This is a genomic window from Mesorhizobium sp. J8 (assembly GCF_016591715.1).
Lineage (GTDB): Bacteria > Pseudomonadota > Alphaproteobacteria > Rhizobiales > Rhizobiaceae > Mesorhizobium.
The window spans coordinates 2,123,506-2,147,714 of sequence record NZ_AP024109.1 but is presented as its reverse complement, the minus strand read 5'-3'; the positions used below and the strand labels follow the sequence as shown (position 1 = coordinate 2,147,714).

Genomic DNA, 24,209 nt, shown 5'->3' with positions numbered 1-24,209 from the left:
CGTATGCGTCGGGACGCTGCTTACTTGATCTTCGGCAGCTGTTCCCACTGGTGGAACGGCGGCGGCGAAGGCAGCTGCCATTCGAGCGTGGTGGCACCCTCGCCCCACGGATTGGCGCCCGCGACGCGCTTCTTCTGGAAAGCCTCGAACACGCCGTAAAGGAAGATCGCAACGCCGACGGCCGCGATGTAGGAGCCGTAGGACGAGATCATGTTCCAGCCGGCGAACGCGTCCGGATAGTCGACCGTGCGGCGCGGCATGCCGGCGAGGCCGAGGAAGTGCTGCGGGAAGAAGATCAGGTTGACGCCGACGAAGGTGACCCAGAAATGGGTGTTGGCGATCACCGGCGAGTACATGTAGCCGGTCATCTTCGGGAACCAGTAGTACCAGCCGGCGAAGATGGCGAACACGGCGCCGAGCGACAGCACGTAGTGGAAGTGGGCGATCACGAAATAGGTGTCGTGCAGCGAACGGTCGAGGCCGGCATTGGCCAGCTGGACGCCGGTGACGCCACCGATGGTGAACAGGAAGATGAAGCCCAGCGCCCACAGCATCGGCGGCTTGAAGGAGATCGAGCCGCCCCACATGGTGGCGATCCAGGAGAAGATCTTCACGCCCGTCGGCACCGCGATGACCATGGTGGCGAACACGAAGTAACGCTGCGTGTCGAGCGACAGGCCGGTCGTGTACATGTGGTGCGCCCAGACGATGAAGCCGACGGCGCCGATCGCGACCATGGCGTAGGCCATGCCGAGATAGCCGAACACCGGCTTCTTCGAGAAGGTCGAGACTATATGGCTGATGATGCCGAAGCCCGGCAGGATCAGGATGTACACTTCGGGGTGGCCGAAGAACCAGAACAGATGCTGGAAGAGGATCGGATCACCGCCCTGGTCCGGCACGAAGAAGGCGGTGCCGAAATTGCGGTCGGTGAGCAGCATGGTGATGGCGCCCGCCAGGACCGGCAGCGAGAGCAGGAGCAGGAAAGCGGTGATCAGCACGGCCCAGGCAAACAGCGGCATCTTGTGCAGCGTCATGCCGGGAGCGCGCATGTTGAAGATGGTGGTGATGAAGTTGATGGCGCCGAGGATCGACGATGCGCCGGCGATGTGGATCGACAGGATCGCGAGATCCATCGCCGGGCCCGGCTGACCGGAGGTCGAAAGCGGCGGATAGATCGTCCAGCCGCCGCCGACGCCGAAGGCACCGGGCGCGCTCGGAACGAACATCGAGGACAGCAGCAGAATAAAAGCTGGCGGCAGCAGCCAGAAGGAGATGTTGTTCATGCGCGGGAAGGCCATGTCCGGCGCGCCGATCATGATCGGCACCATCCAGTTGGCGAAACCGCCGATGAGCGCAGGCATGACCATGAAGAAGATCATGATCAGGCCATGCGCGGCGCCGAAGGCGTTGTACATGCTCTTGCCGCCGTCGATGGCGGCGTCGCCCTGCATGCCGTAGACCATCTGTGCCAGGCCGCTGAAGATCTGGATGCCAGGCTCCTGCAGCTCCATGCGGATGGCAACCGAGAGCGCGCCCCCCACGATGCCGGCCATGATCGCGAAGATCAGGTAAAGCGTGCCGATGTCCTTGTGGTTGGTCGAGTAGACCCAGCGGACCCAGCCATGCGGCCTGTGGTCGCCGTGATCGTGAGCTGCAGCCTCTGCCATGTTCCGCTCCGTTCCCTAAATCTTGCTAACCCGCGACATCAGTTGCCGGCGGCCGCTACCTTGTTGGTACCATCGATCTCGGCCATCAGCGCCTTGTTGGCGGCAGGCACGTCGGTCTTGGCCGTCTCCAGCCAGGTCTTGAACTGCGCGTCGGACACGACACGGACTGCGATCGGCATGAAGGCATGGTCCTTGCCGCAGAGCTGCGAGCACTGGCCGTAATAGAGGCCTTCCTTCTCCGCCTTGAACCAGGTCTCGTTGGTGCGGCCGGGCACGGCGTCCATCTTGATGCCGAAGGACGGCACGGCGAAAGAGTGGATGACGTCGGTCGCCGTGATCAGCACGCGGGTCATGGTGTTGACCGGCACGACCAGCTCGTTGTCGACCGCCAGCAGGCGCGGATAGAGGGCGCGATCTTCCTTGCCGGCCTTGGCGCGGTCGGCATCCTGGAGAACCGCCGAGTTGAAGGAGAAGGTCTTGTCGACCTGGTATTCGTAATCCCAGTTCCACTGGTTACCGGTCGCCTTGACGGTGAGCTTGGCTTCTTCCGGCGGGGTGTATTGCGCGGTGAGCAGCTGGAAGGAGGGAATGGCGATGAGCAGAAGCACGATCACCGGGCCGACGGTCCAGATCACCTCGATCAGCGTGTTGTGGCTGGTCTTGGACGGCACCGGGTTGGCGCTGGCGCGGAACCTGACGATGCAGACCAGCAGAAGCAGCAGCACGAGGATGGTGATCGGGACGATGAACCACATGGTGTAGTTCCCGAACCGCTCGATCTGCCGCATCATGTCGGTCGCCGGCGCCTGGAAGCTCACCTCCCATTCCCGCGGCTGGTCGGCACGGGCCGCCGCACTGGAGAAGAGCACGGCCGAAGCTGCCGCACCTGCCAAGAATTCAGCGCTTGCCAGGAATTTCCTCATCGCCCTCTCGTCTCCCGCTTCCCGCGATCTGGTCGCACCAATAACGGACGCTGCCGGGATTGGGAATCCCGGTCTGTCCCTAGGGTGGTTCAAACCATACTCTATTTCCCTCCGCAAGAAAGGAGCGGAGGAAACCGTGCGGCATTTTTGCGCGCAGGCCGAAGGCGGTCTTCAGCCCCTGGCGCGCTCCATGCGCAATGGTCGCAATTAGGGCGAATTTGCTTTGGAAAAGCACGTAATTGCCGGTATCGGGGCGGGCCAGCGACGGTCTCGTCCTTTACTTGGCCCCGGCGCAGCTTAAAGTGCCGTGATTCGCAATGGAGCCGTCATGACTTCCTGGCTTTCGAGAACCTTGGCGAAGGTCGTTCTTGCCCTTGCCTTGCTCGGCGTCGGCATAGCCGTTGGCGCCGCCGCCCAGCCGAACAATGCCACGCCGCCGAGCGGCACGGTGAAGTCGACGCATGGCGCGTGGTCGATCATCTGCGACACGCCGGCGGGCGCGACCTCCGAACAATGCGTGATGATGCAGAACGTCGTCGCCGAGGACCGTCCCGAGATGGGCCTTTCGGTCGTGGTGCTGCGCACGGCCGACAACAAGGCCGAGATCCTGCGCGTGCTGGCGCCGCTCGGCGTGCTGCTTCCCAACGGACTCGGCCTCAATGTCGACGGCAAGGATATCGGCCGCGCCTATTTCGTGCGCTGCTTCCAGGACGGCTGCTACGCGGAGGTGATCCTCGAAAAGCCGCTGCTCGACACGTTGAAGAGCGGCACCTCGGCCACGTTCATCGTCTTCCAGACACCCGAGGAAGGCATCGGCATCCCCGTCGACCTCAAGGGCTTTGCGGAAGGTTTCGCCGCCCTACCTTGATCTTCTTGCCCATGCGCCGCCCCTGACGCCGAGGCCTGGTGGCGAATGCGCGTTTGGCGGCCAGGAGGTTCAATGCGCGCGAATTTCCCCGCTTCCCTCACCGGTCTGGTGCTGGTCGCCGCGGTTTCGGCCGCGCGGGCCGAGGATGATGAAATCCTCCAGAAGCCCGAGCCGGCGGCCATCCTCGATATCGCCAAAGGTTTCGGCTCGGCCAGGATGGGCAGGGACGACAATGGCGATCCGATGATTTCCGGGCGGATCGAGGGCGTCAGATACGTGATCTACTTCTATGGCTGCGAAGACCACGAGAACTGCAAGTCGCTGCAATTCTCGACCGGCTACACCGACCCGCTGACCGCCGAGCAGGCCAATGCCTGGAACGCAAAATACCGCTGGGTGAAGGCCTATTCGGGCGACGGCTCGAATTTCAAGATGGACGTCTCTTTCGCCGGCGGCATCACCAAAGCCAATCTCCAGGAACAGTTTTCCAATTGGGATGCGATGACCGGCAACATCAAGAACTTCCTGAGCGGCGGGTGACGGCGACGCAATAACCGGCTTCATCCAGGTTGGCGATTGTGCGACGGCGGCTTCGCGCCTACATCCCCTAGAACCAGGGAGATAGAGCATGATGTCGTCCGAAAACCGCTACACACTTTTCGGCATCATGCTCTAGAACGATTTTGTTTCCACGAATGGATCTGCCATGAACAGCCTGATCGGCCAATTCGACATTTCCGACGATCGCGTCAAAGAGATCGTCGCCGACACCATCAAGGGCGCCGACGACGGCGAGCTGTTCCTTGAGTACAGCGAAAGCGAAGCGCTGATGTTCGACAACGGCCGGCTGAAGACGGCCAATTTCAACACCGACCAGGGGTTCGGCCTGCGCGCCGTGGCCGGGGAAGCCAGCGGCTACGCGCATTCGAGCGATCTTTCCGAAGCCTCGCTGCTGCGCGCGGCCGATGCCGTCTCGGCGGTCAAGGGCGGCTATTCCGGCACATTGGCCGGGGCACCCGCGCGCACCAACCGCCATCTCTATGGTGACGAGAACCCCATCCCCTCCCCGTCCTTCGAGGCCAAGGCCAAGCTGTTGCAGGAGATCGACGGCTGGCTGCGGGCCAAGGATCCGCGTGTTCGCCAGGTGACGGCCTCGCTCGCAGCCTCCTGGCAGCATGTCGAGATCGTGCGCGGCGACGGCCAGATCGTGCGCGACATCCGCCCGCTGGTCCGCATCAACGTCTCGGTCGTGGTCGGCAGCGGCGACCGGCAGGAGAGTGGCTCCTACGGCATGGGCGGCCGCAAGAGCTTCGGCGAGTTCGTCAGCGAGGAAAGCTGGAAGCACGCGGCAGGCGAGGCGCTGCGGCAGGCGCTGGTCAACCTGGAAGCGGTTCCGGCGCCGGCGGGCACGTTCGACATCGTGCTGTCCAGCGGCTGGCCGGGGGTGATGCTGCACGAGGCGGTCGGCCATGGGCTCGAAGGAGACTTCAACCGCAAGAAGACGTCGGCCTTCGCCGGCCTGATGGGTAGCCAAGTGGCGGCCAAGGGCGTCACCGTCGTCGATGACGGCACCATCCCCGAGCGGCGCGGCTCGCTCACCGTCGACGACGAAGGGACGCCTTCGGCGCGCAATGTGCTGATCGAGGACGGCAAACTGGTCGGCTATATGCAGGATCGCCAGAACGCCCGGCTGATGGGCATGAAGGCGACCGGCAACGGCCGCCGCGAAGGCTATGCGCACCAGCCGATGCCGCGCATGACCAATACCTACATGACCGCGGGCGATATGCAGCCGGAAGAGATCATCGCCTCGGTCAAGAACGGCATCTACGCGGTCTCCTTCGGCGGCGGCCAGGTCGACATCACCTCGGGCAAATTCGTGTTCGGCTGCACCGAGGCCTACATGATCGAGAACGGCAAGGTGACGCAGCCGATCAAGGGCGCGATGCTGATCGGCAACGGGCCGGATGCCATGCACCGCGTCAGCATGGTCGGCAACGACATGCAGCTCGACAATGGCATCGGCATGTGCGGCAAGGCCGGGCAGGGCGTGCCGGTCGGCGTCGGCCAGCCGCATCTCAGGATGAACCAGATGACGGTGGGCGGCACCAGGGTTTGAACCCTGGCCCGATACCTTCGTTCTTACACAGGTAAGGTGCTGCTGCCGATTTATACAAACGCTATCGGTCGCTGCCTGACCAGCAATCATCCCGCGCGCGCCAAGCGGTTGATTCCGGTTTGAGTGCACCCCCCACCTTGAAGTGAACACAATCGTGTTAGGACATTATTAATTGTTTAATTGGCGGGGCGGACGTTTGCGCATTAGCCTGCCGCCAGTCTTCTCGTTGCGGTGGTGTCGGCAAAATGCAGCGTTCCCCTGGCGTCCTGACCTCTTCTTTCCTTCTTGGTTTCGTTTCGTTGATTGGTGCGACGTCGTTGCAGGCAGGCCCTGCCGCGGCGGCCCAGTCGACATGGTTCAAGCGAATGGCGGCGCAATCTGCCAGTTCCGCCACCGTCGGCGCCAGCACCAGCGTGCCGTATGGCTGGCTCGATTTCTGTCATCGCCGGCCGAAGGAGTGCAAGGTGCCCCCCCTGCCCGCCGCGAGCGTCAAGCTGACCGCGCAGAACATGAGCATCCTCAAGCGGATAAACCAGAAGGCGAACCGCTCCATCACGCCCGTCAGCAACTACGATCACTGGGGCACGATGATGGACCATTGGGACTATCCGACGGACGGCAAGGGCGATTGCAAGATCTACGCTCTCTACAAGCGCAAGCTTCTCCAGGAAGCGGGATTTCCCCGGCAGGCGCTGCTGATGACGGTGGTGCGCGACCTGCACAACGAGGGCCACACGATCCTGACCGTGAAGACCGACAAGGGCGATCTCGTGCTGGACAATCTCGTCGACGAAATCCGGCCGTGGAACGCCACCGGCTATTATTTCCTGAAACGACAGTCGCAGCAGAACCCGAATGTCTGGGTTTCGCTCAACCAGCGCGGCGGCACGGCGAAACGGCTGTCTCCAAGCTCGTAAACTGACATTGCCTGCTCGCCCGCTCGGCCCGCCTCAGGCGGATCGGCGCGCCACGGGCCGTAGTCGCTTGATCCCCGGACTGATGGGCCAGGAAGGCCGGCCCATCAACGAAGAGCTGCCGTCCCGGCCTGCTACGAGCCTACTGCTGGCAGGGCGGCTCGCCAGGACGCCCGCAGGTCGGCTTCTTGTTTCCCTGCGGCGGTTGCTCCTTGGGCTGCTGCGGCAGGCGCCGTTCCTGTATCTGAGGCTGAAGCCGCGGCTGCTGCAAGCGTCTTTCTTGCATCTGAGGCTCAGGCCTCAACTGCTGCAGGCGTCTCTCTTGCATCCGAGGCTTTGGCTGCGCCTGGAACTCTGGCCTTTGCGGCCTGAGCACCTGCACGTTCGGCCTTTCCTGCTTGAATTTGCGCTGGAGGTCGGTGCCCGCGCCGGCAGAACCTTCTTCGCCGTTCGGCAGCCTGCGGAGCTTCCTGTTTTCATTGGCGGACTCTTGATTCTGATCGGAGAAAACACTCGGATTGTTTCTCCTGAGCCGCTCCTGCACGCTCGGCCGATTCTCGGCCGGCGCCCCGTTGACCGTCGGAAGCTTGCGGAGCTTCTTACCTCTATCGCTTCCATTGACCGAGCCTTGATCGCTCGGGCCGACAGCCGTCTGGCCTGCCGACAGATCCTTGCGGGTCAGCTTCCTCGGCCTGCCTTCGTTCTGGCCGGACAACGCATTTGGGTTGTTCTTCCCGAACCTCTGCTGGGCGTTCTGCCCTTTCTCGCCCGGCGCGCTGTTGACGGTCGGCAGCTTCCGGAACTTGCCCTTCTTGCCCTGATTGTCGACAACTCCGTTCTGTTGGCCGCTGCCCGTAACGGGGGCGCCGGCATTCCCGGTAGCCTGCTGGTTGCCACTCGCCGTGCCTTGCTTGCCCGGCACCTTCCTGTTGGGCGCATTCTGGCCGTTGAGCGCCGGCTTGCCGTTGACGAGCGGCAGCGCCTTGCCGTCAGCTCCCGGCAAGGCGTGATCGGTCGAGAGCTTGCCCATCGTCCTCGCCTGCGGCGTCGTGCCCGGCTGCTGGCCCTGCGTGACAGCTTGGCCGGGCTTCAGCGGTTGCGCGGCCGCGCCCGGCTGCTGGGCCTGCGTTGCAGCCTGGCCGGGCTTCAGCGGCTGGCCGCCCTGATTTTGCTTGAACAACACTGCCCTTTTCTGCAGCAACGGCGGCAGCGCCACCTTGGCCGCCAGGGCGGCGCCCGCGCCAACCGCCATCTTCTGACCGGTGGTGAGGCCACCCGGTGCATTGGCGTTTGGCTGCCCGGCCTGATTGGCCGGCTCGTTGTTGATCGTCGTGTTGTTGACGTTGTTGATGACGGTCGTGTTGTGAATGTTGTTGAAGATGATGTCGTTCGGCGGCGGCACGATGTCACGCGGCGGCCTGACCCAGACCGGCACGGGGACAAAGACCGGCGTCGGCAGGACGTAAACATCGACCGGCGGCGGGGGCGGCGGCAGCACGACAAAATCCGGCGGGGGCGGCGGCAGGAAGATCACGTCGACCGGGGGCGGCGGCTCGAAATCGAAATCGGGATCGTCGAAATAGAGCACCGGACGGTCGACATAGACGATTTCCTCCGGCGGAGGCGGCGGCACGTCATAGACGATGACGGAGAAGCTCGGCGGCGGCTCGAGCTCGGCGTCGAAATGCTCGAGCCGGCGGCGCGCGTCCCAGGCATGCAGCCCATGCGGATAGCGCTCCAGGTAAGACCAATAAGCCTCCGGCGTATCCCGCAGCCACGTTTCGCGCCAGGTGATCGCCTCGCGCCGCGCCGCGATGATGGCGCGCACGCGCTTGGCCATCGGATCGTGCGGATAGGCGACGAGGAAATCCTCATAACCGCCCATGGTATCGCGATCGAGTGCCGCGACATAGGCGTCATGCGCATTGAAATCGCGGATCGCTCTGGTCCGGTTGGCCCGGGATTCGGCCTCGGACACCTTCGGCGGCGGCGCGTCCGGCGCGCGTTCGAAGAAGACGAAAGGCGCGCTGATCTTCGAGGCGTCCCACGGGACTTCGGCGCCTTGCGTCACCTCGTTCACACGTAGCCGCGTGCGGTCGAAAACCTCGTCAAGCGACAAGCCGGCTTCGCGTATCATCTCGGCAAGTGCCTGAGCATAGGCGCCGTATGGGCCTTTGCCTTCCGGCGCAACCGTTCCGGGCGCCGTGTTGAACGCAATCAGCATGTTGGGGTCGGGGTCGACCAGCGCGAGACCGCTGGCCAGCGGCTGGCTCATTTTCGGGAGGGCACTCGGCCGCGCCGCGTCGAGGACGACGATATTGACCTTCGCCGGCAGTCCCGCCAGAGACCTGGTGATGTCGGAGAGCCGCAAGGCCTGCAGCGGCACGTCGGCCGGATTGGCGATCTGGGCGTCGACCGGCAGGAAATAGTTCTCACCTTCGAACTGCACGCCGCGGCCGGCAAGGTACACGAAAACGGTCGCGTCCGGACCGGCGGCGGAAACCTTTCCAAGGAAATCGCGCAGCGCGCCACGCAAGGATTCCTGGTCGACATCACGTGCGCCGACCACATCGAATCCCGCTGCCTGCAGGGTCTGCGCAATCAGGCCGGCGTCATTCGCGGAGGTGGCAAGCGCATCCGACGGATAGGCGGCGTTGCCGATGACGAATGCGAGACGTTTCTGCTGTTGGGCAAGAGCGCCGGTCGTGGACGCGACGGCGAACGCGATGAGAATGACGACAAGACCGATGACTTTCCGAAGCGAGCGCATTGCAATCCGCAATCCTTGTCCGCCCTTCGCCCAGCGCGATAACGCCGGAGAGGCAGGAATTTTTCCCTACCAGCGGAATTAAGACCCTGCAAAAAGGCGGCTTTAGGGCGCAATTTCATCGGAGGCTTCACAGTTTTCACGCGAGCCCCGGCCGCGAGCTATCGCCGTCTTCTCGGCTTTTCCAGTAGCGCCACGGCCTCGACATGGGGCGACCACAGGAACTGGTCGATCGGCGTGACACTCTTCAGCGCATAGCCGCCATCGATCAGGATCCGCAGATCACGCGCGAGCGTCACCGGATTGCAGGAGACGGCGGCGACCAGCGGCACGTCGGAGCGGGCGATCTGCTTGGATTGGTCCTCGGCGCCGGCGCGCGGCGGATCGAAGACCAGCCCGTCGAAGGTGTTCAACTCCTTGAAGGTCAGCGGCCGGCGGAACAGGTCACGGCGTTCGCTGGCCACCCGCTTCAGGCCACTGGCGAAGCGGTAGGCACGGTCGAGCGCGGCAAGCGCCGGCGCATCGCCTTCGACGGCATGGACCTCCGACTTCGCCGCCAGCCGAAGCGCGAAGCTGCCGCAGCCGGCGAACAGGTCGGCGACCTTCTTGGCGCGCGACAGATGCTGGCCGACGAGGCCCGCCATCGTCTGCTCGGCGGTTTCCGTCGCCTGCAGGAAAGCGCCGGGCGGCACCGCGACGGCGACCGGTCCGAACTGAACCACCGGCTTCTTCGGCTCGACGACGATCTCACCATCGACGGAAAGCCTGGCCAGACCTTCGGCCATGACGAAATTCGACGCGATGCGCCGCTGCTGGTCGCCAAGCTTACCGGCATCATGGACGGCGATGTCGAGGCCCGACGCGGTGACGGTCACCGTCATGTGAAACGCCTTCGGCGTGGCGCAGACCAGTCCGGCGAGGGCGCGCAATTTATCGAGCGCCAAGACGATCGCCGGCAGCGAGATCGGGCATTCCTCGATCGGGATGATCTCTGAGGATAGCGCGCGCACGAAGCCGAGCAGCATGCCGGCCTCGGTGCGCCTGGCGCTGAAAGTGACGCGGCGGCGGGTGTGCGGCGCGCAGGGCACCAGCGCAGCGACCTCGCAAGCGATGCCCTTGGCCTTCAGTGCCTGCACGACCCTCTCGCGCTTCCATTGCCGGTAGGCTTCGGCTTCGAAATGCTGCAGCGCGCAGCCGCCACATTCGGTGAAATGGCGGCAGGCCGGATCGATCCTGAGCGACGAGGCTTCCAGCACCGACATTAGCGAGGCGCGATCCTTCTGTCGCGCGGCCGTGACCGTTTCGCCCGGCAGCGTGAACGGGACAAACACCTCCTCGCCCTCCGCATTGGCAATGCCGTCGCCCTGCGAGCCGAGCCTCGCGATGGTGAAGCGTGTGCTCATCGCCATGGTCCTGCGTCCTTGATGCCGGCAAGCAGGAACTCGCGGTTGCCGTCGCCCCCTTCGATCGGCGACGGGTGGAGTCCCAGCACGCGCCAGCCGGAAATGTCGGCAAGCCAATCGCGCAAATTCCCGGCAATGCGCTCGGCATCGCCCGGATCCTTGAGCAGGCCGCCCTTGCCGATCGCCTCGCGTCCGGCCTCGAATTGCGGCTTGACCAGAAGGATTGCCTTGGCGCCCTCGCCCGCCAAGTCCAGCGCCGGCGGCAGCGCCAGCTTCAGCGAGATGAAGGAGACGTCGCAAACCAGGAAACCGGGAACGCGGCCGCCGAGATCGGCGGCCTTCAGATCGCGGGCGTTCAGTCCCTCGATCACCGTTACGCGCGGGTCGCCGGCAATCTCGGGATGCATCTGGGCGTGGCCGACATCGATCGCCGTGACATGCGCCGCGCCGCGTTTCAGCAGCACCTGAGTGAAGCCGCCGGTCGAGGCGCCGATATCGAGCGCCTCGCTGCCGGAAGGATCGAGGCCGAAACGATCGAGGCCGGCGATCAGTTTCAGGGCCGCGCGCGACACATAGGCTTGCGCCGGATCGTCGATAGCGACAACGCAGTCCGGCCCAACGGGCTGGCCGGGCTTACGGGCAATCGCGCCGTCGACCGTCACGGTGCCGCGCTCGATCGCGTCGCGGGCGCGCGAGCGGCTGGCGAACAGACCGCGCCCGACGAGCAATTCGTCGAGCCGCTGGCGCTGGCTTGATGGCAAAGGGGAACCCATCGGCCTTCATTGGCGAAAGCCGGGCGCGAACGCAATGGGTTTGAATATGACGCAAGAGGCTGCAGAATGCCGACTGGAGCATGCCGGTCGGTGGAGGAGGTAATGCTGAAGGGGACCTGTCATTGCGGCGCCGCCCATTGGACGCTGGAAGGCGATCCCGGCGGAATCACCGCCTGCAACTGCACGCTTTGCCGCCGTTACGGCACGCTGTGGGCTTATGATTATGTCGACGAGCGCATCCGCGTCGCCGGGCCGCTGAAGTCCTACACACGCCCCGAGGTGGCCGAACCCGCGCTGGAAATCCTGTTCTGCCCGACCTGCGCCTGTGTGGTCGCCTGGCGCGGCTTGCGTTCCGGCAAGAGCGGCCGCACGCGCATCGCGGTCAATGTCAGGCTGGCGCCGCCCGAGGAAGTCGCCGACCTGCCAATCGACCATTTCGACGGCCTCGACACATTCGACGACCTGCCGCGGGATGGGCGTTGCGTGCGCGATATGTGGTTCTAAAATACGGTTCGCGAGACCTGGCGCTCGACGGCCGGTGTCAGGCCATCATTGCCGGAGGCTTCCTTGCGCGGCGGCTCGGCCGGCACCGCCACGGGTAGCGGGGCATCCGGTAGTACAACGAACTGCGGTCTCTGCTTGTAGGTGAAACCGCCGCGGATGTTGCCCATCTTGCCGGCGACGATATCCCTCGCCGCCTTTTCGATGTTGCGGTCGTAACGCGTTTCGGCTGCCAACGGCGCGGCCATGGCAGCCAAAATGGCCATGCCGCAAAGGAACGCCTTCATTGTTCTTATCCCCTGCCTTAGGACCAAGGTCTTAGCAGGGCGCCGTTGAAAATCGGCCAAGAGACAGGGTAAGCGAACGGCCAAACGGAAGCGTTAACAAACGCTTATATCCGAAAGCCGGCAAACTGATTCAGCGTCTTGACGTTCTGATTCAGGCGCGCTGCGCCTGTACGCCATGGCCGAGCGTCGCGAAGACGGTACGCACGATGCCGACCGAGTCCAGGCCGGCGTCGGCATACATCTTTTCGGGCTTGGCGTGGTCGGTGAACACGTCCGGCAGCACCAGCGGGCGCACCTTCAGGCCGCTTTCCAGCAGGCCTTGATGGGCGAGGAAGTGCAGCACCTGGCTGGCGAAGCCGCCGATGGCGCCCTCCTCCACGGTCACAAGCACTTCGTGCGAACGGGCGACCCGGCGAATGAGATCCTCGTCGAGCGGCTTGGCGAAGCGGGCATCGGCGACGGTGGTGGAGAGACCCGCGGCGCCGAGCTCCTCGGCGGCGAGCAGGCAATCCTGCAGCCGCGTGCCGAAGGAAAGCAGCGCGACCTTGGTTCCTTGCTTGAGGATGCGGCCCTTGCCGATTTCGAGCAGCGAGCCCCGCTCCGGCATGTCGACGCCGACGCCGTTGCCGCGCGGATAGCGGAAGGCGATCGGGCCGTCATCATAGGACGCGGCGGTGCGCACCATATGGCGAAGCTCCGCCTCGTCGGCCGCCGCCATGACGACGAAGCCCGGCAGCGAGGCGAGGAAAGTGGTGTCGAAGGCGCCGCAATGGGTGGCGCCGTCGGCGCCGACGAAGCCGGCGCGGTCGATGGGAAAGCGCACAGGCAGCTTCTGGATCGCCACGTCGTGGACGACCTGGTCGTAGGCACGCTGCAGGAAGGTCGAATAGATGGCGGCGAAGGGCTTGTAGCCTTCGGTGGCGAGCCCCGCCGCGAAGGTCACCGCGTGCTGCTCGGCGATGCCGACATCGAAGGTCCGCTTCGGGAACACCTCGCCGAACAGGTCGAGGCCGGTGCCGCTCGGCATGGCGGCTGTGATGGCGACGATACGGTCGTCCTCGCGCGCCTCCTGGATCAGGCTCTCGGCGAAGACCTTGGTGTAGGCGGGCGCGTTGGCCGGCGCCTTGGCCTGCGCCCCGGTGATGACGTCGAATTTGTTGACGCCGTGATATTTGTCGGCCGCTGCCTCCGCCGGCGCGTAGCCCTTGCCCTTCTGCGTCACGACATGGATCAGCACCGGACCTTTGCCGTTGTCGCGCACGTTCCTCAGCACCGGGATGAGGTGCTCGAGATTGTGCCCGTCGATCGGGCCGATGTGATAGAAGCCGAGTTCCTCGAACAAGGTGCCGCCGGTGACATAGCCACGCGCATGCTCGACCGCCCGGGTGATGGCGCGGTCGGCGCGCTTGCCGAGATAGGAGGTCAGCTTCTTGCCGAAATCGCGCAGGCCGAGATAGGCCTTGCCCGACGCAAGCCTCGCCAGATAGGCGCTCATCGCGCCGGTCGGCGGCGCGATCGACATGTCGTTGTCGTTGAGGATGACGATCAGCCGGGCATCGAGTGCGCCGGCATTGTTCAGCGCCTCGAAGGCCATGCCGGCCGACATCGAGCCGTCGCCGATAACGGAAATCACATCGTTTCGGCCGCCCGACAGGTCGCGCGCCATCGCCATGCCGAGGCCGGCCGAAATCGAGGTGGAGGAATGCGCGGCGCCGAACGGGTCGTATTCGCTCTCGGCGCGCCGGGTGAAACCGGAGAGGCCACCCTCCTGGCGCAGCGTGCGGATGCGGTCGCGGCGGCCGGTCAGAATCTTGTGCGGATAGGCCTGGTGGCCGACGTCCCAGATCAGCCGGTCCTGCGGCGTGTTGAAGACATAATGCAGGGCAACCGTCAGTTCGACGACGCCAAGACCGGCGCCAAGATGGCCGCCCGTCTGCGACACGGCGTCGATGAGCTCGGCACGCAGTTCCGCGGCAAGCTGCGGCAGCGCGCTCTCATCGAGCATCCGCAGGTCCGCGGGAATGCGGACCTTGTCGAGCAGCGGCGTGTCTGGCTTCACTCGGGCGCGTCCTGCCTCAATTGATCGAACACGGCGCTACCAGCAGATTGCGCCATAATCATGCGCGGAATAGGCCGCCGGCGGGCGAATGTAAATGCGTGTCGGTGACGCGCAGGTTGAGCGATTCCTAGTTCTCAGGCAGCGGAATAAACTCTTCCTCGTCGCCGGGAACGATATCGAAGCGGCCCGTCTTCCATTCCTGCTTGGCCTGCTCGATACGTTCCTTCGAGGACGAGACGAAATTCCACCAGATATAGCGCTGGGAGCCAAGCGAAGCGCCGCCGAACAGCATGAAATGCGCGCCGCGCTCGGAGGAGACGACGATCTCCTCACCCGGCTTGAACACCAGAAGCCGCTCGGCCGGGAAAACATCGCCGGCGATCGAGACTTCGCCTTCCAGCGTGTAGATGGCGCGTTCCTCGGCATCGGCCGGAATTTGCACGCTGGCGCCCGCGGCCAGCCTGAGATCGGCGTAAAGCGTGTCCGACGCGGTCGCGACGGGCGAGCGCAGGCCTGAGAATTCGCCGATGACCACGCGGCCGCTGACGCCCCCGGTGTCGATCTGCGGCAATCGGGCAACCGACGTATTGGCGAAGACCGGGGCGATTTCTTCCTTGCCATCGGGCAGCGCGAGCCAGGTCTGCAAGCCGGAGACCGACATCGGAGCGCCGCGCAGCTCTTCCGGCGTGCGCTCGGAATGAACGATGCCACGCCCGGCGGTCATCAAATTCACGTCGCCGGGCGCGATCACCATTTCGGTGCCGAGCGAGTCGCGATGCCTGATCTTGCCGTCAAACAGATAGGTGACGGTGGAAAGGCCGATATGCGGATGCGGGCGCACGTCGAGCGCGTGGCCGGCGCGCAGGATGGCTGGGCCCATGCGGTCGAAGAAGATGAATGGCCCGACCAGACGGCGTTTCGCCGTCGGCAAGGCGCGGCGCACCTCGAAGCCGCCGATGTCCTTGGCGTTGGGAACGACCATCAGCTCGATCTGGTCGCAGGCGAAGGCATCGCCGGGCTCAGGGTCGTTTCCGGGAAAGAAGCTCATAACTGTCCCTCAGGCGAAACGCAGCGCCGACCTGGCCTTCGCCTTGGCGGCCTCGACCTCGCGGTTGCGCGGTTCCTGGCTGGTTTCGAGCGAATCGATGAGTTCGCGCGCGGCGGCCGCGATCGCTTCCACAGCATGATAGAAAGCGTGCTCGTTGCGCTTCGACGGTTTCGTCGTGCCGCTCAGCTTGCGCACGAACTGCAGCGCTGCGTCATGCACTTCGTCATTGGTTGCCGGCGGTTCGAAATTGGCCAGGGTCTTGATGTTGCGGCACATGGCTTGAACTCCTTACCTGCTTGCTCTGCCACCCGAATTATTCCGCGTCCAACGGCTCCGTTCCCACCGGCTTGCCGTCGCGCGACAGCCTGATCTTCTCGACCTTGTCCTCGGCCGCTTTCAGCAACCGGTCGCAATGCGCCTTCAACGCCTCGCCGCGCTCATAGATCCTGATCGACTGATCGAGCGGGACGTCGCCGCGCTCCAGATCATCGACGATCTTCTCCAGCGCGTCGAGCGCCTGCTCGAAGCTCATCGCCTTGACGTCTTGGTTAGCTTCATCAGCCATCATTCATCCCTTCATCAGCCGCCCGACATGGGCGGCGACTGAAAATGCCAGTCCCTGCAGATCGTAGCCGCCTTCCAGCAGGCTGACGAGCCTGTTGGAGCTGTGGCGACCCGCGCGTTCCATCAACTGGCCGGTCGCCCAGTCGAAATCGTCCTCGGTCAGGTTGATCTCGGCCAGCGGATCGCGGTGATGCGCGTCGAAACCGGCGGAAATGATGATCAGGTCCGGCGCAAACGCGTCGATCGACGGCAGCACGCGCGACAGGAAAGCGTCGCGGAACAGGTCGCTGCCGGTCTGCGGCGCCAGCGGCGCGTTGACGATGTTGCCGGCCCCGGTCTCGCTCTTCGCGCCGGTGCCCGGATAAAGCGGCATCTGGTGCGTCGAGCAGTAGAGCACCGACGGATCGTCCCAGAAGATGTCCTGCGTGCCGTTGCCGTGATGGACATCCCAGTCGACGATGGCGACGCGCTCGGCCTGATGCCTCTTCTGCGCATAACGGGCGGCGATGGCCGCCGTGTTGAACAGGCAAAAACCCATTGCCGTGGTCTTTTCGGCGTGGTGGCCCGGCGGACGGGCGGCGACGAAGACGTTGGCGGCGCGGCCCTCGAAGACATCGTCGACCGCGGCGTTCGCCGCACCGATCGCCGTGACTACCGCCTGCCAGCTTTTCGGGCTGGCGCTGGTATCGGCATCGATCGAGACGATGCCGCTCTCAGGAATCGCCGCGCGCACGCGCTCGACGAAAGCCTCGGGGTGCGCGTAGAGGATGGTTTTCTCGTCGCCTTCCGGCGCCTTGACGCGGTCGAGCGCCGCAAACGCCTCGTCGTCCAGCACCCGCTCGATGGCGCGCAGGCGGTCGGGCCGCTCGGGGTGACCGGGCGGCGTGAGGTGTTCGAGGAAGATCGGGTGCGTGTAGAGACGTGTGGCCATGGCGCCTAATCTAGGCACCCGCGGCCGCAATGACCATGTTTGAAAAGCCGAATGGCTGGGGAAATTGCGCAAGCCCATGTCGTCCGCGCCATTGGCGGGTGCCCAACTTCGCGGTAAGGTCACTTCGCTGCCTGGTGCCCGCGACGCGGGAGAATCGGGAACACGGTTGAACTCCGTGGCGTGCCCAACGCTGTGAGGGGGACCGCGCCGGCAAACGCCACTGTCGATGACGGGAAGGCGCCGGGGCGGGACGATCCCGAGCCAGAAGACCGGCCCGGCAGACACGGTCTTCCGCTTGGTCAGGCGGAGGACTGCTTGTCGCAAGGGGAAAAGCGATGACGGCAGCAGCGATCGCCGCGAGCGGCGACGACTTTGACCAACTGGCGCGCGACGCGGTCTATCGGGCGATGTTCACCAGGCGTGACGTGCGCAGCCATTTTGTTCCCGACGACCTCGACGATTGCGTGCTGGCGCGGCTTCTCACCGCCGCGCATCATGCGCCGTCGGTGGGCTATATGCAGCCGTGGAATTTCATCGTCATCCGCGATGCCGAGCGGCGCAGACAAGTGCGCGATCTGTTCCTCGCCGCGCGCGAGCAGGAATTGCCGGCGATCGAGGCGGAGCGGCAGGCGCTATACCGGAAACTGAAGCTCGAAGGCATATGCGAAAGCGCGCTCAATCTCTGCATCACCTGCGACCGGCAGCGCTCGAAGGGTTCGCCGCTCGGGCGCTGGCACAATCCGGAGATGGATCTCTACAGCACGGTCTGCGCGGTGCAGAATTTCTGGCTGGCGGCACGCGCCGAGGGTGTCGGCGTCGGCTGGGTGAGCATCATCGAAACGGAGGCGCTGAAGCGGCTTCTGTCGATCCCGGAGCATGTCACGCCGATCGCCTATCTGTGCGTCGGCCGCGTCTCCGCCTTCGCCCCGAAGCCGGACCTCGAAGCGCATGGCTGGGGCAAGCGCCTGCCGCTGCCCGAACTGGTGATGAGCGAGACTTTTCGCGGCGCCGGCGAAGCGCCGCTCAAATCGGCGATCGCGAGTCTCGGTGCCGGGCCGTCGAAATCCTGAGCTGATCAAGCCGCTCGGGGCGTGTCCCAACGCGAGCCGCCGCCGAAGGAGCCGAGCGCCTTGTCGCGCAGTTCCCTGAATTTGGACGAGGCCTCGGCGAGCCGCGTGTCCCATTCGGGGCTGGGCGCCTGACCTTCGATGGCTTCGAAATAGACCTGCATCAAGGACGCGATGGCGAACGGCTCGATGAATGCTGCCTTGAAGGCCCAGGCAAAGACGATCGCCAGCACGAAGGCCCAGCCGGCCAATTGTCCGGGCATGACCCAGAGGATCGCCGCGGCGGGCGCCAGCATCAACAGGAAGATGACGAAGGACACGCCCCACATGATCACCGCCAGCCAGACGGCGTTCTTGACCATGTGCTTGCCGTTCTGGGCATAAAGCACGACGCCTTGCCGCGCCGTCTCGAAGGGCGAGCTCGAATTGATGCGGATGTTGTAGCCGAGGATGATCTCGTCGACATAGGTCAGCGAGATGCGGATGACCGTGTTGATGAAGCTGACGATGCCGCTCAGGCCCGGAATGGGCAGGAAGGCGGCGATGCCGCCGATCAGGCCGGTGATGGCGCGGATGGCGCCCTTGACCAGCTGGTCGACGACGAAAAGGATGTTGGCCTCGGCAAAGCGCTGGGTGACCACGTCCTTGGCATAGGCGATCTGGTTCTGGCCGTCGGGCACGTCATGGCCGTCGATCAGATGCACCATGACGGCGATATGACCCGCCTTCAGCACATAGAGGATGTATTCGCGGATCCAGTAGACGGCGATCGAGACGATTCCGAAGCCGACCACGCCGCCCCAGAGCGCGAAGGACATCGGGCCATCCGGATCGGTCGAGATGTGACCGACGCCGTAACCGACGCTGGCCCCTGTGCCGGTCGCCATGATGTAGGCGACCGTGATGCCGAAATAAACGATCATGCGAAAGACGATGAACGGCCATGTCCGCATCATGATGGACACCGACCGGCCAATGCTGAAGTCCCACATGGCCCGACTCTCCAAACCCCAAGAGATGGCGGTGGAGGATGCGCTCGCCCTGCTGATTGTCAATCGCGGCAGGGTTGCACCGGCCTGAAACCGGTGCACAACACGGTGGCTTGGTTACCCAAGCGTGCGCTCAAGTCTTCTTGCGCAAGCCCTCGAGCAGTTGCTTGAAGGCGGCGATCGCCTTCTTCGACGTCGCCTCGGGATCCTTGGCATTGGCGATGCGCTGCGCGGCCTGGCTGCTGGCGCCATTGATCAGCCTCGAGGCCGTCTCGGGATCGACATCGGCGACGACCACGCCCTCTTCCTGCAGCCTGGTCAGATGCTCGGTCATCGAGGCGACGCAGGCACTGGCATTCGGCCACTGCGCCGGGTCGCCGAGCACCGCCGGGCCGTCGCGGAACATGATGCGCTGAATTTCCGGTTCCAGCGCCATCTCGATATAGGTGGTGCATTCGTCGACGAAACGCTGCCAGCGGGTCGGCGCCTTCGACGCAACCTCGTTCACCCGCAAAGCCATCTCGCCGTCGATCTCGGCGATCACCGCCTGCAGCAGCCCCTTCTTGTCGCCGAAATGATGGTAGAGCGCGCCGCGGGTGAGACCGGCCGAGGCGGTGAAATCGTCCATCGAGGCCTCGGCATAGCCCATGGTGCCGAAGGCATGGCGGGCGGCCGCGATCAGCTTGGCGCGCGTCTCGGCGATCATCTCCTTGCGCGGTCTGTGCATGGCTCTGGCCTTATTCACATACGCGCCGTATGCCAATTGACATACGCGGCGTATGAATTATCTGATGTTCATACGCGACGTATGTAATTGTGGTATTCAGCCCTGTCGAGGAGCTTGATCATGCGAAACCCCTATGCGGACATTTTTCGGGCTCCTGGCACGAAAGGCTTCGCCACGGCCGCTTTCATGGCGCGCCTGCCGATCGCCATGGCGCCGATCGGCATCGTGGCGATGCTGTCGCAGACGCATGGCGAATACTGGCTGGCCGGCGCGGTCTCGGCGACCTATGCGCTGGTCAACGCTTTTCTTTCGCCGCAAGTGTCGCGGCTGGTGGACCGGCGCGGCCAGACGGCGATCGCAGCACCCATGACACTGGTCTCGGTGCTCGCCTTCGCGACGTTGATCGTTGCGGCCAACCAGCACTGGCCGGCTTGGACCTTGTTCCTGTCCGCCCTGCTTGCCGCCGCCATGCCCAGCATCCCGGCGCTGGTCAGGGCACGCTGGACCGAGATTTTTCGCGACCGGCCGGAACTCAACACCGCCTTCGCCTTCGAATCGGCCGCGGACGAGCTGGTCTATGTCGCCGGCGCCTCGCTGTCGGTGGGCTTGAGCGCGGCGCTGTTTCCGGAGGCCGGCATGGTGGTCAGCACATTGCTGCTCGCGCTCGGCTCGGCGGCATTCCTGCTGCAGCGTTCCTCCGAGCCACCGATCCGCCCGGCCGAGCATGGCGCGGCCGGTTCAGCGATCCGCCTGCGCCCAGTCCAGATCATCACCTTCGCGCTGATCTTCGTCGGCGCGACCTTCGCCACGACGGAAGTCACCACCGTCGCCATCACCAAGGCGCTTGGCCAGCCCGAGGCGGCGAGCCTGGTCATCGGCGTCTATGCGCTGGGATCCTTCGTGCTCGGCATCGTCGTCGGCGCGCTCAGCCTGAAGGTGCCCCTGCAGCGGCAACTGGCGGTGGCGGTCACGGTGATCGCGCTCACCACGCTGCCGCTGCTGTTCGTCGACACGGTCCCGACGCTGGCGCTCGCCGTCTTCGTCAGCGGCGTCGCGATCTCGCCGACCTTCATCACCGCCTTCGGCCTGATCGAGCGCCACGTGCCGCCGGCGATGCTGACCGAGGGCATCACCTGGGTGACGACCGGCATCGGCATCGGCATGGCGCTTGGCTCCTTCGCCGCCGGCTGGATGGTCGACACTTTCGGACCGCAGAACGGCTTCTGGGTATCCGTAGCAGCCGGCGCGATCGCGCTGATCACCGTGCTTGCCGGCCAATGCCGGCTGGCGACGGGTGATTGCGATGTGGACCGGGGCGAGGCGGTCATAGCGGCGGAGTGACGTGGGACGCTATGACTTTTCGAGCCATTCCTTGATCTCGCCGCCGCTTGAAACGACAACTGGGGTCCCAAGGGCTTCCACCATGTCGGAGTTCAAGTGAGGCATAGTCTCCCGCCAACCGACCAATGGCGGGCACTCTCCAGCGCAACAAACGACCGAGCTGGTGACGCGCAGTATCTTCCACAGCGCATCGTAGAGGCGCGGATCATCCGGCGGCCGCGCAATGGTGAAGCCGGAACATCGCGAGGCATCACCGGGGTCCAGATTGAGGTAGAGGTCGGCCGACGAGGTATCGTCATAGGTGACGACCCAGCATGAGAATTCAGTTTCACGCCTGGTGATGAAAGGCGCGAAGGTATCCTCGACGATTGAGGTGGAGAAATAGCTTTCCTCACCATTTTCAAAGCAATTGAGATATGCCTCGAAGCTCATCCTATTGCCCCGAATGTCTACAGAATCTCGGTCCTGGCAATATGGATGCCGAACCCCTCGAGGCCGACATAGTGGCGTTCGCGCGAGGCGATCAGGTTGATCGAGGAGATGCCGAGGTCCTTCAATATCTGGGCGCCGAGGCCGATCTCGCGCCATTCGTTCTCGCGGCGGCGGGCTTCCTCGTGGTCCTCGCGGTCGCCGCTCTGCGGACGCTTGCGCTCCTGATGCGCGACGCCGACCGAGCCCTCGCGCAGATAGACGATGACGCCGCGCCGGCGCTCGCCCATCGCCTTCATGATGCCGTCGAGCCGGTGGCTGGTGCCGAAGACGTCGGTCACGACGTCCTCCGGGTGCAGGCGCACAGGCACCTCCTCGCCGTCGCGTATGTCGCCGAAGACGACCGCCAGGTGGTGCATGGAATCCCATGGCAGCGTGTAGGTGAAAGCCTGCGCCTTGCCGCCGGGCGTGTCGATGTCGGAACAGGCGACGCGCTGGACCAGCGTTTCCTTGCGCTGGCGATAGGCGATGAGGTCGGCCACCGAAATCTGCTTCAACCCATGCTCTTCGGCGAAAGCCTGCACTTCCGGCCCGCGCTTGACGGTGCCGTCGTCATTGACCAGCTCGGAGATGACGCCGACCGGCGGCAGGCCGGCAAGCTTGCAGAGATCCACCGCGGCCTCCGTATGGCCGGAGCGCATCAGAACGCCGCCTTCGCGCGCGATCAGCGGGAAGATGTGGCCGGGGCGTACGAAATCCGATGGGCCGACATTGCCGTTGGCGAGGTTGCGCACGGTCAGCGTACGGTCGTCGGCGGAAATGCCCGTCGTCGTGCCGTGCTTAAAATCGACGCTGACAGTGAAAGCGGTGGTGTGGGCGGAGTCATTGTCCGCCACCATCGGCGCGAGGTTCAGCCGCCTGGCGTCCTCGCGCAGCATCGGCGTGCAGACGATGCCGGAGGTGTTGCGCACGATGAACGCCATCTTCTCCGGCGTGCAATGCACGGCGGCAACGATCAGGTCGCCCTCGTTCTCGCGCCCGTCATCGTCCATGACGACGACGATCTCGCCGCGCTCGAAGGCGCGGATCGCTTCGACGATCTTTTTCTGGTCGTAGGGCATAAGTGCTCGCCTCGCTCGCAAGGGAGTAGGGGAATAGGGCAGTAAGGGAGTAGGGGAAAGGAAAAAGTTTTGGCGGGCTGCGGGCGGCAGCATGAACCTACTGCCCTACTGCCCTACTGCCCTACTCCCTTCCCTGTCTGTCCTCTGTGCCGCAAATAATGATCGGCGATGGCGCAGGCAACCATGGCCTCGCCGATCGGCACGGCGCGGATGCCGACGCACGGGTCGTGGCGGCCCTTGGTCATCACCTCGACATCCTTGCCGTCCTTGTCGATCGACCGGCGCGGGGTCAGGATCGAGGAGGTCGGCTTGACGGCGAAGCGGGCGACGATCGGCTGTCCGGTCGAGATGCCGCCCAGGATGCCGCCGGCATGGTTGGACAGGAACACCGGCTTGCCGTCATTGCCCATGCGCATCTCGTCGGCGTTCTGCTCGCCGGTGATGCGGGCCGCCTCGAAGCCGTTGCCGATCTCGACGCCCTTGACGGCGTTGATCGACATCAGGCCGGATGCGATGTCCTGGTCGAGCTTGGCATAGATCGGCGCACCAAGGCCGGCGGGCACGCCGTCCGCGACGATCTCGATCACCGCACCGACCGAGGAGCCGGCCTTGCGGATGCCGTCGAGATATTGGGTGAAGACCGGAACCGAGGCCGGATCCGGGGTGAAGAACGGGTTTCCGGCATCGCCGACGAAATTCCAGTTCCAGTTGGCGCGATCGATCGATTTTTCGCCCATCGAGACCAGCGCGCCGCGCACCGTCATGCCGGGCACAACCTTGCGGGCCAGCGCGCCGGCGGCGACCCGCGCCGCCGTCTCGCGCGCCGAGGAGCGGCCGCCGCCGCGATGGTCGCGCAGGCCGTATTTGACGTCGTAGGTATAGTCCGCATGGCCCGGCCGGTATTGCCGGGCGATCTCGCCATAATCCTTGGAACGTTGATCGACATTCTCGATCAGCATCGACACCGGCGTGCCGGTTGTGATCATGGTCTCGCCGTCTTCGTCGAGGATGAAGCCGGACAGGATCTTGACCTCGTCCGGCTCTCGGCGCTGGGTGACGAAACGCGACTGTCCGGGGCGGCGCCGGTCGAGCTCGGCCTGGATGTCCTCGCGCCTGAACCGGATGCCGGGCGGGCAGCCGTCGACAACGCAGCCGAGCGCGGCGCCATGGCTTTCACCCCATGTGGTGACGCGGAAGAGATGGCCGAATGTGTTGTGAGACATGAGAATACGCCCTGCCCGGTAAGAAACCGGTTACGGCTGCCTTCTATTGGCGTTTTCCACAGTGGTCAAACGGCTGCATCAAACTGTGATCTGGCGGATTTAGTTTTGACACATTCGGTTGGTTTCTGCTCTCTTCCCATCCGCCGTTGAGGACCCGCCGCTGACGAGCCGGCGCAATGACCCAAAGAGGACGACGATGCGTACCCTGATTGGCGCTGCCTGCGCCATGTTGCTAATTTCCACCGCCGCCGCGTTCGCCGGCCAGACCGAAGGCCTGATCAAGAAGGTCGACAAGGACACGCTGACGCTGACGCTTGACGACGGTAAGGCCTACAAGCTCAACGCCGAGACCGACATCGACTCGCTCAAGCCCGGAATGGATATCGTCATCGCCTATGACGTGACCAATGGCGAGAATGTCGTGACGGATATGCAGTTGCCCGACAGCGACCAGAACTAAATTCAGGTGAGGCCGGCCTGCGAAC

General features: G+C 64.5%; 24 protein-coding genes and 1 riboswitch. Of the genes, 8 read left to right on the top strand and 16 right to left on the bottom strand.

Annotation, left to right across the window (positions count from 1 at the left end):
* Nucleotides 1-20 precede the first annotated feature (20 nt).
* Both ctaD and coxB read right to left on the bottom strand, forming a co-directional pair.
* Nucleotides 21-1,670 carry a cytochrome c oxidase subunit I gene (gene ctaD, locus MJ8_RS09860; protein ID WP_201414198.1) on the bottom strand — a complete coding sequence of 550 codons (1,650 nt, stop codon included), beginning with the start codon at nucleotides 1,668-1,670 and terminating at the stop codon, nucleotides 21-23.
* 38 nt (nucleotides 1,671-1,708) lie between these two features.
* The gene (coxB, locus tag MJ8_RS09855; protein WP_201414197.1) at nucleotides 1,709-2,593 is read right to left on the bottom strand and encodes a cytochrome c oxidase subunit II; all 885 of its coding nucleotides are present in this window, start codon (nucleotides 2,591-2,593) and stop codon (nucleotides 1,709-1,711) included.
* A gap of 328 nt (nucleotides 2,594-2,921) precedes the next feature.
* On the opposite strand from coxB, the gene MJ8_RS09850 reads away from it, so the two are divergent.
* From MJ8_RS09850 to MJ8_RS09835, 4 genes are all read left to right on the top strand, one after another.
* A complete protein-coding gene (locus MJ8_RS09850; protein ID WP_201414196.1) occupies nucleotides 2,922-3,461 on the top strand; it encodes an invasion associated locus B family protein in 540 nt (179 codons plus the stop codon).
* Nucleotides 3,462-3,533: 72 nt separating this feature from the next.
* Nucleotides 3,534-4,001, top strand: a complete 468-nt coding sequence (locus MJ8_RS09845) for a YbjN domain-containing protein (protein ID WP_201414195.1) — start codon at nucleotides 3,534-3,536, stop codon at nucleotides 3,999-4,001.
* 166 nt (nucleotides 4,002-4,167) lie between these two features.
* Nucleotides 4,168-5,580: a metalloprotease TldD gene (gene tldD, locus MJ8_RS09840; protein ID WP_201414194.1), complete on the top strand. Its 1,413-nt coding sequence runs from the start codon at nucleotides 4,168-4,170 to the stop codon at nucleotides 5,578-5,580.
* 245 nt (nucleotides 5,581-5,825) lie between these two features.
* On the top strand, nucleotides 5,826-6,497 hold the full coding sequence (locus MJ8_RS09835) for a transglutaminase-like cysteine peptidase (RefSeq protein ID WP_201414193.1): 672 nt from the start codon (nucleotides 5,826-5,828) through the stop codon (nucleotides 6,495-6,497).
* 139 nt (nucleotides 6,498-6,636) lie between these two features.
* Here the strand turns inward: MJ8_RS09835 and MJ8_RS09830 are convergent, their stop codons facing one another.
* From MJ8_RS09830 to MJ8_RS09820, 3 genes are all read right to left on the bottom strand, one after another.
* A complete protein-coding gene (locus MJ8_RS09830; RefSeq protein WP_201414192.1) occupies nucleotides 6,637-9,264 on the bottom strand; it encodes a caspase family protein in 2,628 nt (875 codons plus the stop codon).
* Between the two features lie 158 nt (nucleotides 9,265-9,422).
* Nucleotides 9,423-10,664 carry a class I SAM-dependent RNA methyltransferase gene (locus MJ8_RS09825; protein ID WP_201415379.1) on the bottom strand — a complete coding sequence of 414 codons (1,242 nt, stop codon included), beginning with the start codon at nucleotides 10,662-10,664 and terminating at the stop codon, nucleotides 9,423-9,425.
* Complete coding sequence (locus tag MJ8_RS09820) at nucleotides 10,661-11,437, bottom strand: TlyA family RNA methyltransferase (RefSeq protein WP_201414191.1); 777 nt, start codon at nucleotides 11,435-11,437, stop codon at nucleotides 10,661-10,663. The genes MJ8_RS09825 and MJ8_RS09820 overlap by 4 nt, the downstream gene beginning before the upstream one ends.
* A gap of 102 nt (nucleotides 11,438-11,539) precedes the next feature.
* Between MJ8_RS09820 and MJ8_RS09815 the strand changes: the two genes are divergently transcribed.
* The gene (locus MJ8_RS09815) at nucleotides 11,540-11,941 is read left to right on the top strand and encodes a GFA family protein (RefSeq protein ID WP_201414190.1); all 402 of its coding nucleotides are present in this window, start codon (nucleotides 11,540-11,542) and stop codon (nucleotides 11,939-11,941) included.
* On the opposite strand, the gene MJ8_RS09810 is transcribed toward MJ8_RS09815, so the two are convergent.
* The 6 genes from MJ8_RS09810 to MJ8_RS09785 form a co-directional block, all read right to left on the bottom strand.
* Nucleotides 11,938-12,225, bottom strand: coding sequence for a hypothetical protein (locus MJ8_RS09810; protein WP_201414189.1), 288 nt, complete (start codon nucleotides 12,223-12,225; stop codon nucleotides 11,938-11,940). The two genes, MJ8_RS09815 and MJ8_RS09810, sit on opposite strands and share 4 nt — an antisense overlap.
* Nucleotides 12,226-12,376: 151 nt before the next feature.
* Nucleotides 12,377-14,230, bottom strand: a complete 1,854-nt coding sequence (gene dxs, locus MJ8_RS09805; RefSeq protein ID WP_263649702.1) for a 1-deoxy-D-xylulose-5-phosphate synthase — start codon at nucleotides 14,228-14,230, stop codon at nucleotides 12,377-12,379.
* 181 nt (nucleotides 14,231-14,411) lie between these two features.
* Complete coding sequence (locus MJ8_RS09800) at nucleotides 14,412-15,332, bottom strand: pirin family protein (RefSeq protein WP_201414187.1); 921 nt, start codon at nucleotides 15,330-15,332, stop codon at nucleotides 14,412-14,414.
* Nucleotides 15,333-15,341: 9 nt separating this feature from the next.
* Nucleotides 15,342-15,608: a DUF2277 domain-containing protein gene (locus MJ8_RS09795; protein WP_201414186.1), complete on the bottom strand. Its 267-nt coding sequence runs from the start codon at nucleotides 15,606-15,608 to the stop codon at nucleotides 15,342-15,344.
* A 37-nt stretch (nucleotides 15,609-15,645) separates the two neighbouring features.
* Entirely contained in the window at nucleotides 15,646-15,897 is a 252-nt protein-coding gene (locus MJ8_RS09790; RefSeq protein WP_126101464.1) for an exodeoxyribonuclease VII small subunit, read from the bottom strand.
* A 3-nt stretch (nucleotides 15,898-15,900) separates the two neighbouring features.
* Complete coding sequence (locus MJ8_RS09785) at nucleotides 15,901-16,827, bottom strand: histone deacetylase family protein (protein WP_201414185.1); 927 nt, start codon at nucleotides 16,825-16,827, stop codon at nucleotides 15,901-15,903.
* A 115-nt stretch (nucleotides 16,828-16,942) separates the two neighbouring features.
* A riboswitch (cobalamin riboswitch) is annotated at nucleotides 16,943-17,120 on the top strand.
* A gap of 42 nt (nucleotides 17,121-17,162) precedes the next feature.
* On the opposite strand from MJ8_RS09785, the gene bluB reads away from it, so the two are divergent.
* Entirely contained in the window at nucleotides 17,163-17,897 is a 735-nt protein-coding gene (gene bluB / locus MJ8_RS09780) for a 5,6-dimethylbenzimidazole synthase (protein WP_201414184.1), read from the top strand.
* Between the two features lie 5 nt (nucleotides 17,898-17,902).
* On the opposite strand, the gene MJ8_RS09775 is transcribed toward bluB, so the two are convergent.
* Nucleotides 17,903-18,886 (bottom strand): hypothetical protein, encoded by a 984-nt coding sequence (locus MJ8_RS09775; RefSeq protein ID WP_201414183.1) that lies wholly within the window; start codon nucleotides 18,884-18,886, stop codon nucleotides 17,903-17,905.
* 130 nt (nucleotides 18,887-19,016) lie between these two features.
* Nucleotides 19,017-19,610, bottom strand: a complete 594-nt coding sequence (locus tag MJ8_RS09770; protein ID WP_201414182.1) for a TetR/AcrR family transcriptional regulator — start codon at nucleotides 19,608-19,610, stop codon at nucleotides 19,017-19,019.
* A 120-nt stretch (nucleotides 19,611-19,730) separates the two neighbouring features.
* Here MJ8_RS09770 and MJ8_RS09765 point away from each other — a divergent pair, with 120 nt between their 5' ends.
* Nucleotides 19,731-20,951: an MFS transporter gene (locus MJ8_RS09765; protein WP_201414181.1), complete on the top strand. Its 1,221-nt coding sequence runs from the start codon at nucleotides 19,731-19,733 to the stop codon at nucleotides 20,949-20,951.
* Between the two features lie 9 nt (nucleotides 20,952-20,960).
* On the opposite strand, the gene MJ8_RS09760 is transcribed toward MJ8_RS09765, so the two are convergent.
* The 3 genes from MJ8_RS09760 to aroC form a co-directional block, all read right to left on the bottom strand.
* Complete coding sequence (locus MJ8_RS09760; RefSeq protein ID WP_201414180.1) at nucleotides 20,961-21,383, bottom strand: hypothetical protein; 423 nt, start codon at nucleotides 21,381-21,383, stop codon at nucleotides 20,961-20,963.
* Between the two features lie 17 nt (nucleotides 21,384-21,400).
* Complete coding sequence (gene ribB, locus MJ8_RS09755) at nucleotides 21,401-22,501, bottom strand: 3,4-dihydroxy-2-butanone-4-phosphate synthase (protein WP_201414179.1); 1,101 nt, start codon at nucleotides 22,499-22,501, stop codon at nucleotides 21,401-21,403.
* Nucleotides 22,502-22,614: 113 nt separating this feature from the next.
* Nucleotides 22,615-23,724, bottom strand: a complete 1,110-nt coding sequence (gene aroC, locus MJ8_RS09750; RefSeq protein WP_201414178.1) for a chorismate synthase — start codon at nucleotides 23,722-23,724, stop codon at nucleotides 22,615-22,617.
* Between the two features lie 196 nt (nucleotides 23,725-23,920).
* On the opposite strand from aroC, the gene MJ8_RS09745 reads away from it, so the two are divergent.
* On the top strand, nucleotides 23,921-24,184 hold the full coding sequence (locus tag MJ8_RS09745) for a DUF1344 domain-containing protein (protein WP_041002438.1): 264 nt from the start codon (nucleotides 23,921-23,923) through the stop codon (nucleotides 24,182-24,184).
* Nucleotides 24,185-24,209 lie beyond the last annotated feature (25 nt).

Bases quoted from the DNA above. Each gene is read 5' to 3' on its own strand.
- ctaD (WP_201414198.1), bottom strand. From the start codon at position 1,670: ATGGCAGAGGCTGCAGCTCACGATCACGGCGACCACAGGCCGCATGGC.
- coxB (WP_201414197.1), bottom strand. From the start codon at position 2,593: ATGAGGAAATTCCTGGCAAGCGCTGAATTCTTGGCAGGTGCGGCAGCT.
- MJ8_RS09850 (WP_201414196.1), top strand. From the start codon at position 2,922: ATGACTTCCTGGCTTTCGAGAACCTTGGCGAAGGTCGTTCTTGCCCTT.
- MJ8_RS09845 (WP_201414195.1), top strand. From the start codon at position 3,534: ATGCGCGCGAATTTCCCCGCTTCCCTCACCGGTCTGGTGCTGGTCGCC.
- tldD (WP_201414194.1), top strand. From the start codon at position 4,168: ATGAACAGCCTGATCGGCCAATTCGACATTTCCGACGATCGCGTCAAA.
- MJ8_RS09835 (WP_201414193.1), top strand. From the start codon at position 5,826: ATGCAGCGTTCCCCTGGCGTCCTGACCTCTTCTTTCCTTCTTGGTTTC.
- MJ8_RS09830 (WP_201414192.1), bottom strand. From the start codon at position 9,264: ATGCGCTCGCTTCGGAAAGTCATCGGTCTTGTCGTCATTCTCATCGCG.
- MJ8_RS09825 (WP_201415379.1), bottom strand. From the start codon at position 10,664: ATGAGCACACGCTTCACCATCGCGAGGCTCGGCTCGCAGGGCGACGGC.
- MJ8_RS09820 (WP_201414191.1), bottom strand. From the start codon at position 11,437: ATGGGTTCCCCTTTGCCATCAAGCCAGCGCCAGCGGCTCGACGAATTG.
- MJ8_RS09815 (WP_201414190.1), top strand. From the start codon at position 11,540: ATGCTGAAGGGGACCTGTCATTGCGGCGCCGCCCATTGGACGCTGGAA.
- MJ8_RS09810 (WP_201414189.1), bottom strand. From the start codon at position 12,225: ATGAAGGCGTTCCTTTGCGGCATGGCCATTTTGGCTGCCATGGCCGCG.
- dxs (WP_263649702.1), bottom strand. From the start codon at position 14,230: ATGCTCGATGAGAGCGCGCTGCCGCAGCTTGCCGCGGAACTGCGTGCC.
- MJ8_RS09800 (WP_201414187.1), bottom strand. From the start codon at position 15,332: ATGAGCTTCTTTCCCGGAAACGACCCTGAGCCCGGCGATGCCTTCGCC.
- MJ8_RS09795 (WP_201414186.1), bottom strand. From the start codon at position 15,608: ATGTGCCGCAACATCAAGACCCTGGCCAATTTCGAACCGCCGGCAACC.
- MJ8_RS09790 (WP_126101464.1), bottom strand. From the start codon at position 15,897: ATGGCTGATGAAGCTAACCAAGACGTCAAGGCGATGAGCTTCGAGCAG.
- MJ8_RS09785 (WP_201414185.1), bottom strand. From the start codon at position 16,827: ATGGCCACACGTCTCTACACGCACCCGATCTTCCTCGAACACCTCACG.
- bluB (WP_201414184.1), top strand. From the start codon at position 17,163: ATGACGGCAGCAGCGATCGCCGCGAGCGGCGACGACTTTGACCAACTG.
- MJ8_RS09775 (WP_201414183.1), bottom strand. From the start codon at position 18,886: ATGTGGGACTTCAGCATTGGCCGGTCGGTGTCCATCATGATGCGGACA.
- MJ8_RS09770 (WP_201414182.1), bottom strand. From the start codon at position 19,610: ATGCACAGACCGCGCAAGGAGATGATCGCCGAGACGCGCGCCAAGCTG.
- MJ8_RS09765 (WP_201414181.1), top strand. From the start codon at position 19,731: ATGCGAAACCCCTATGCGGACATTTTTCGGGCTCCTGGCACGAAAGGC.
- MJ8_RS09760 (WP_201414180.1), bottom strand. From the start codon at position 21,383: ATGAGCTTCGAGGCATATCTCAATTGCTTTGAAAATGGTGAGGAAAGC.
- ribB (WP_201414179.1), bottom strand. From the start codon at position 22,501: ATGCCCTACGACCAGAAAAAGATCGTCGAAGCGATCCGCGCCTTCGAG.
- aroC (WP_201414178.1), bottom strand. From the start codon at position 23,724: ATGTCTCACAACACATTCGGCCATCTCTTCCGCGTCACCACATGGGGT.
- MJ8_RS09745 (WP_041002438.1), top strand. From the start codon at position 23,921: ATGCGTACCCTGATTGGCGCTGCCTGCGCCATGTTGCTAATTTCCACC.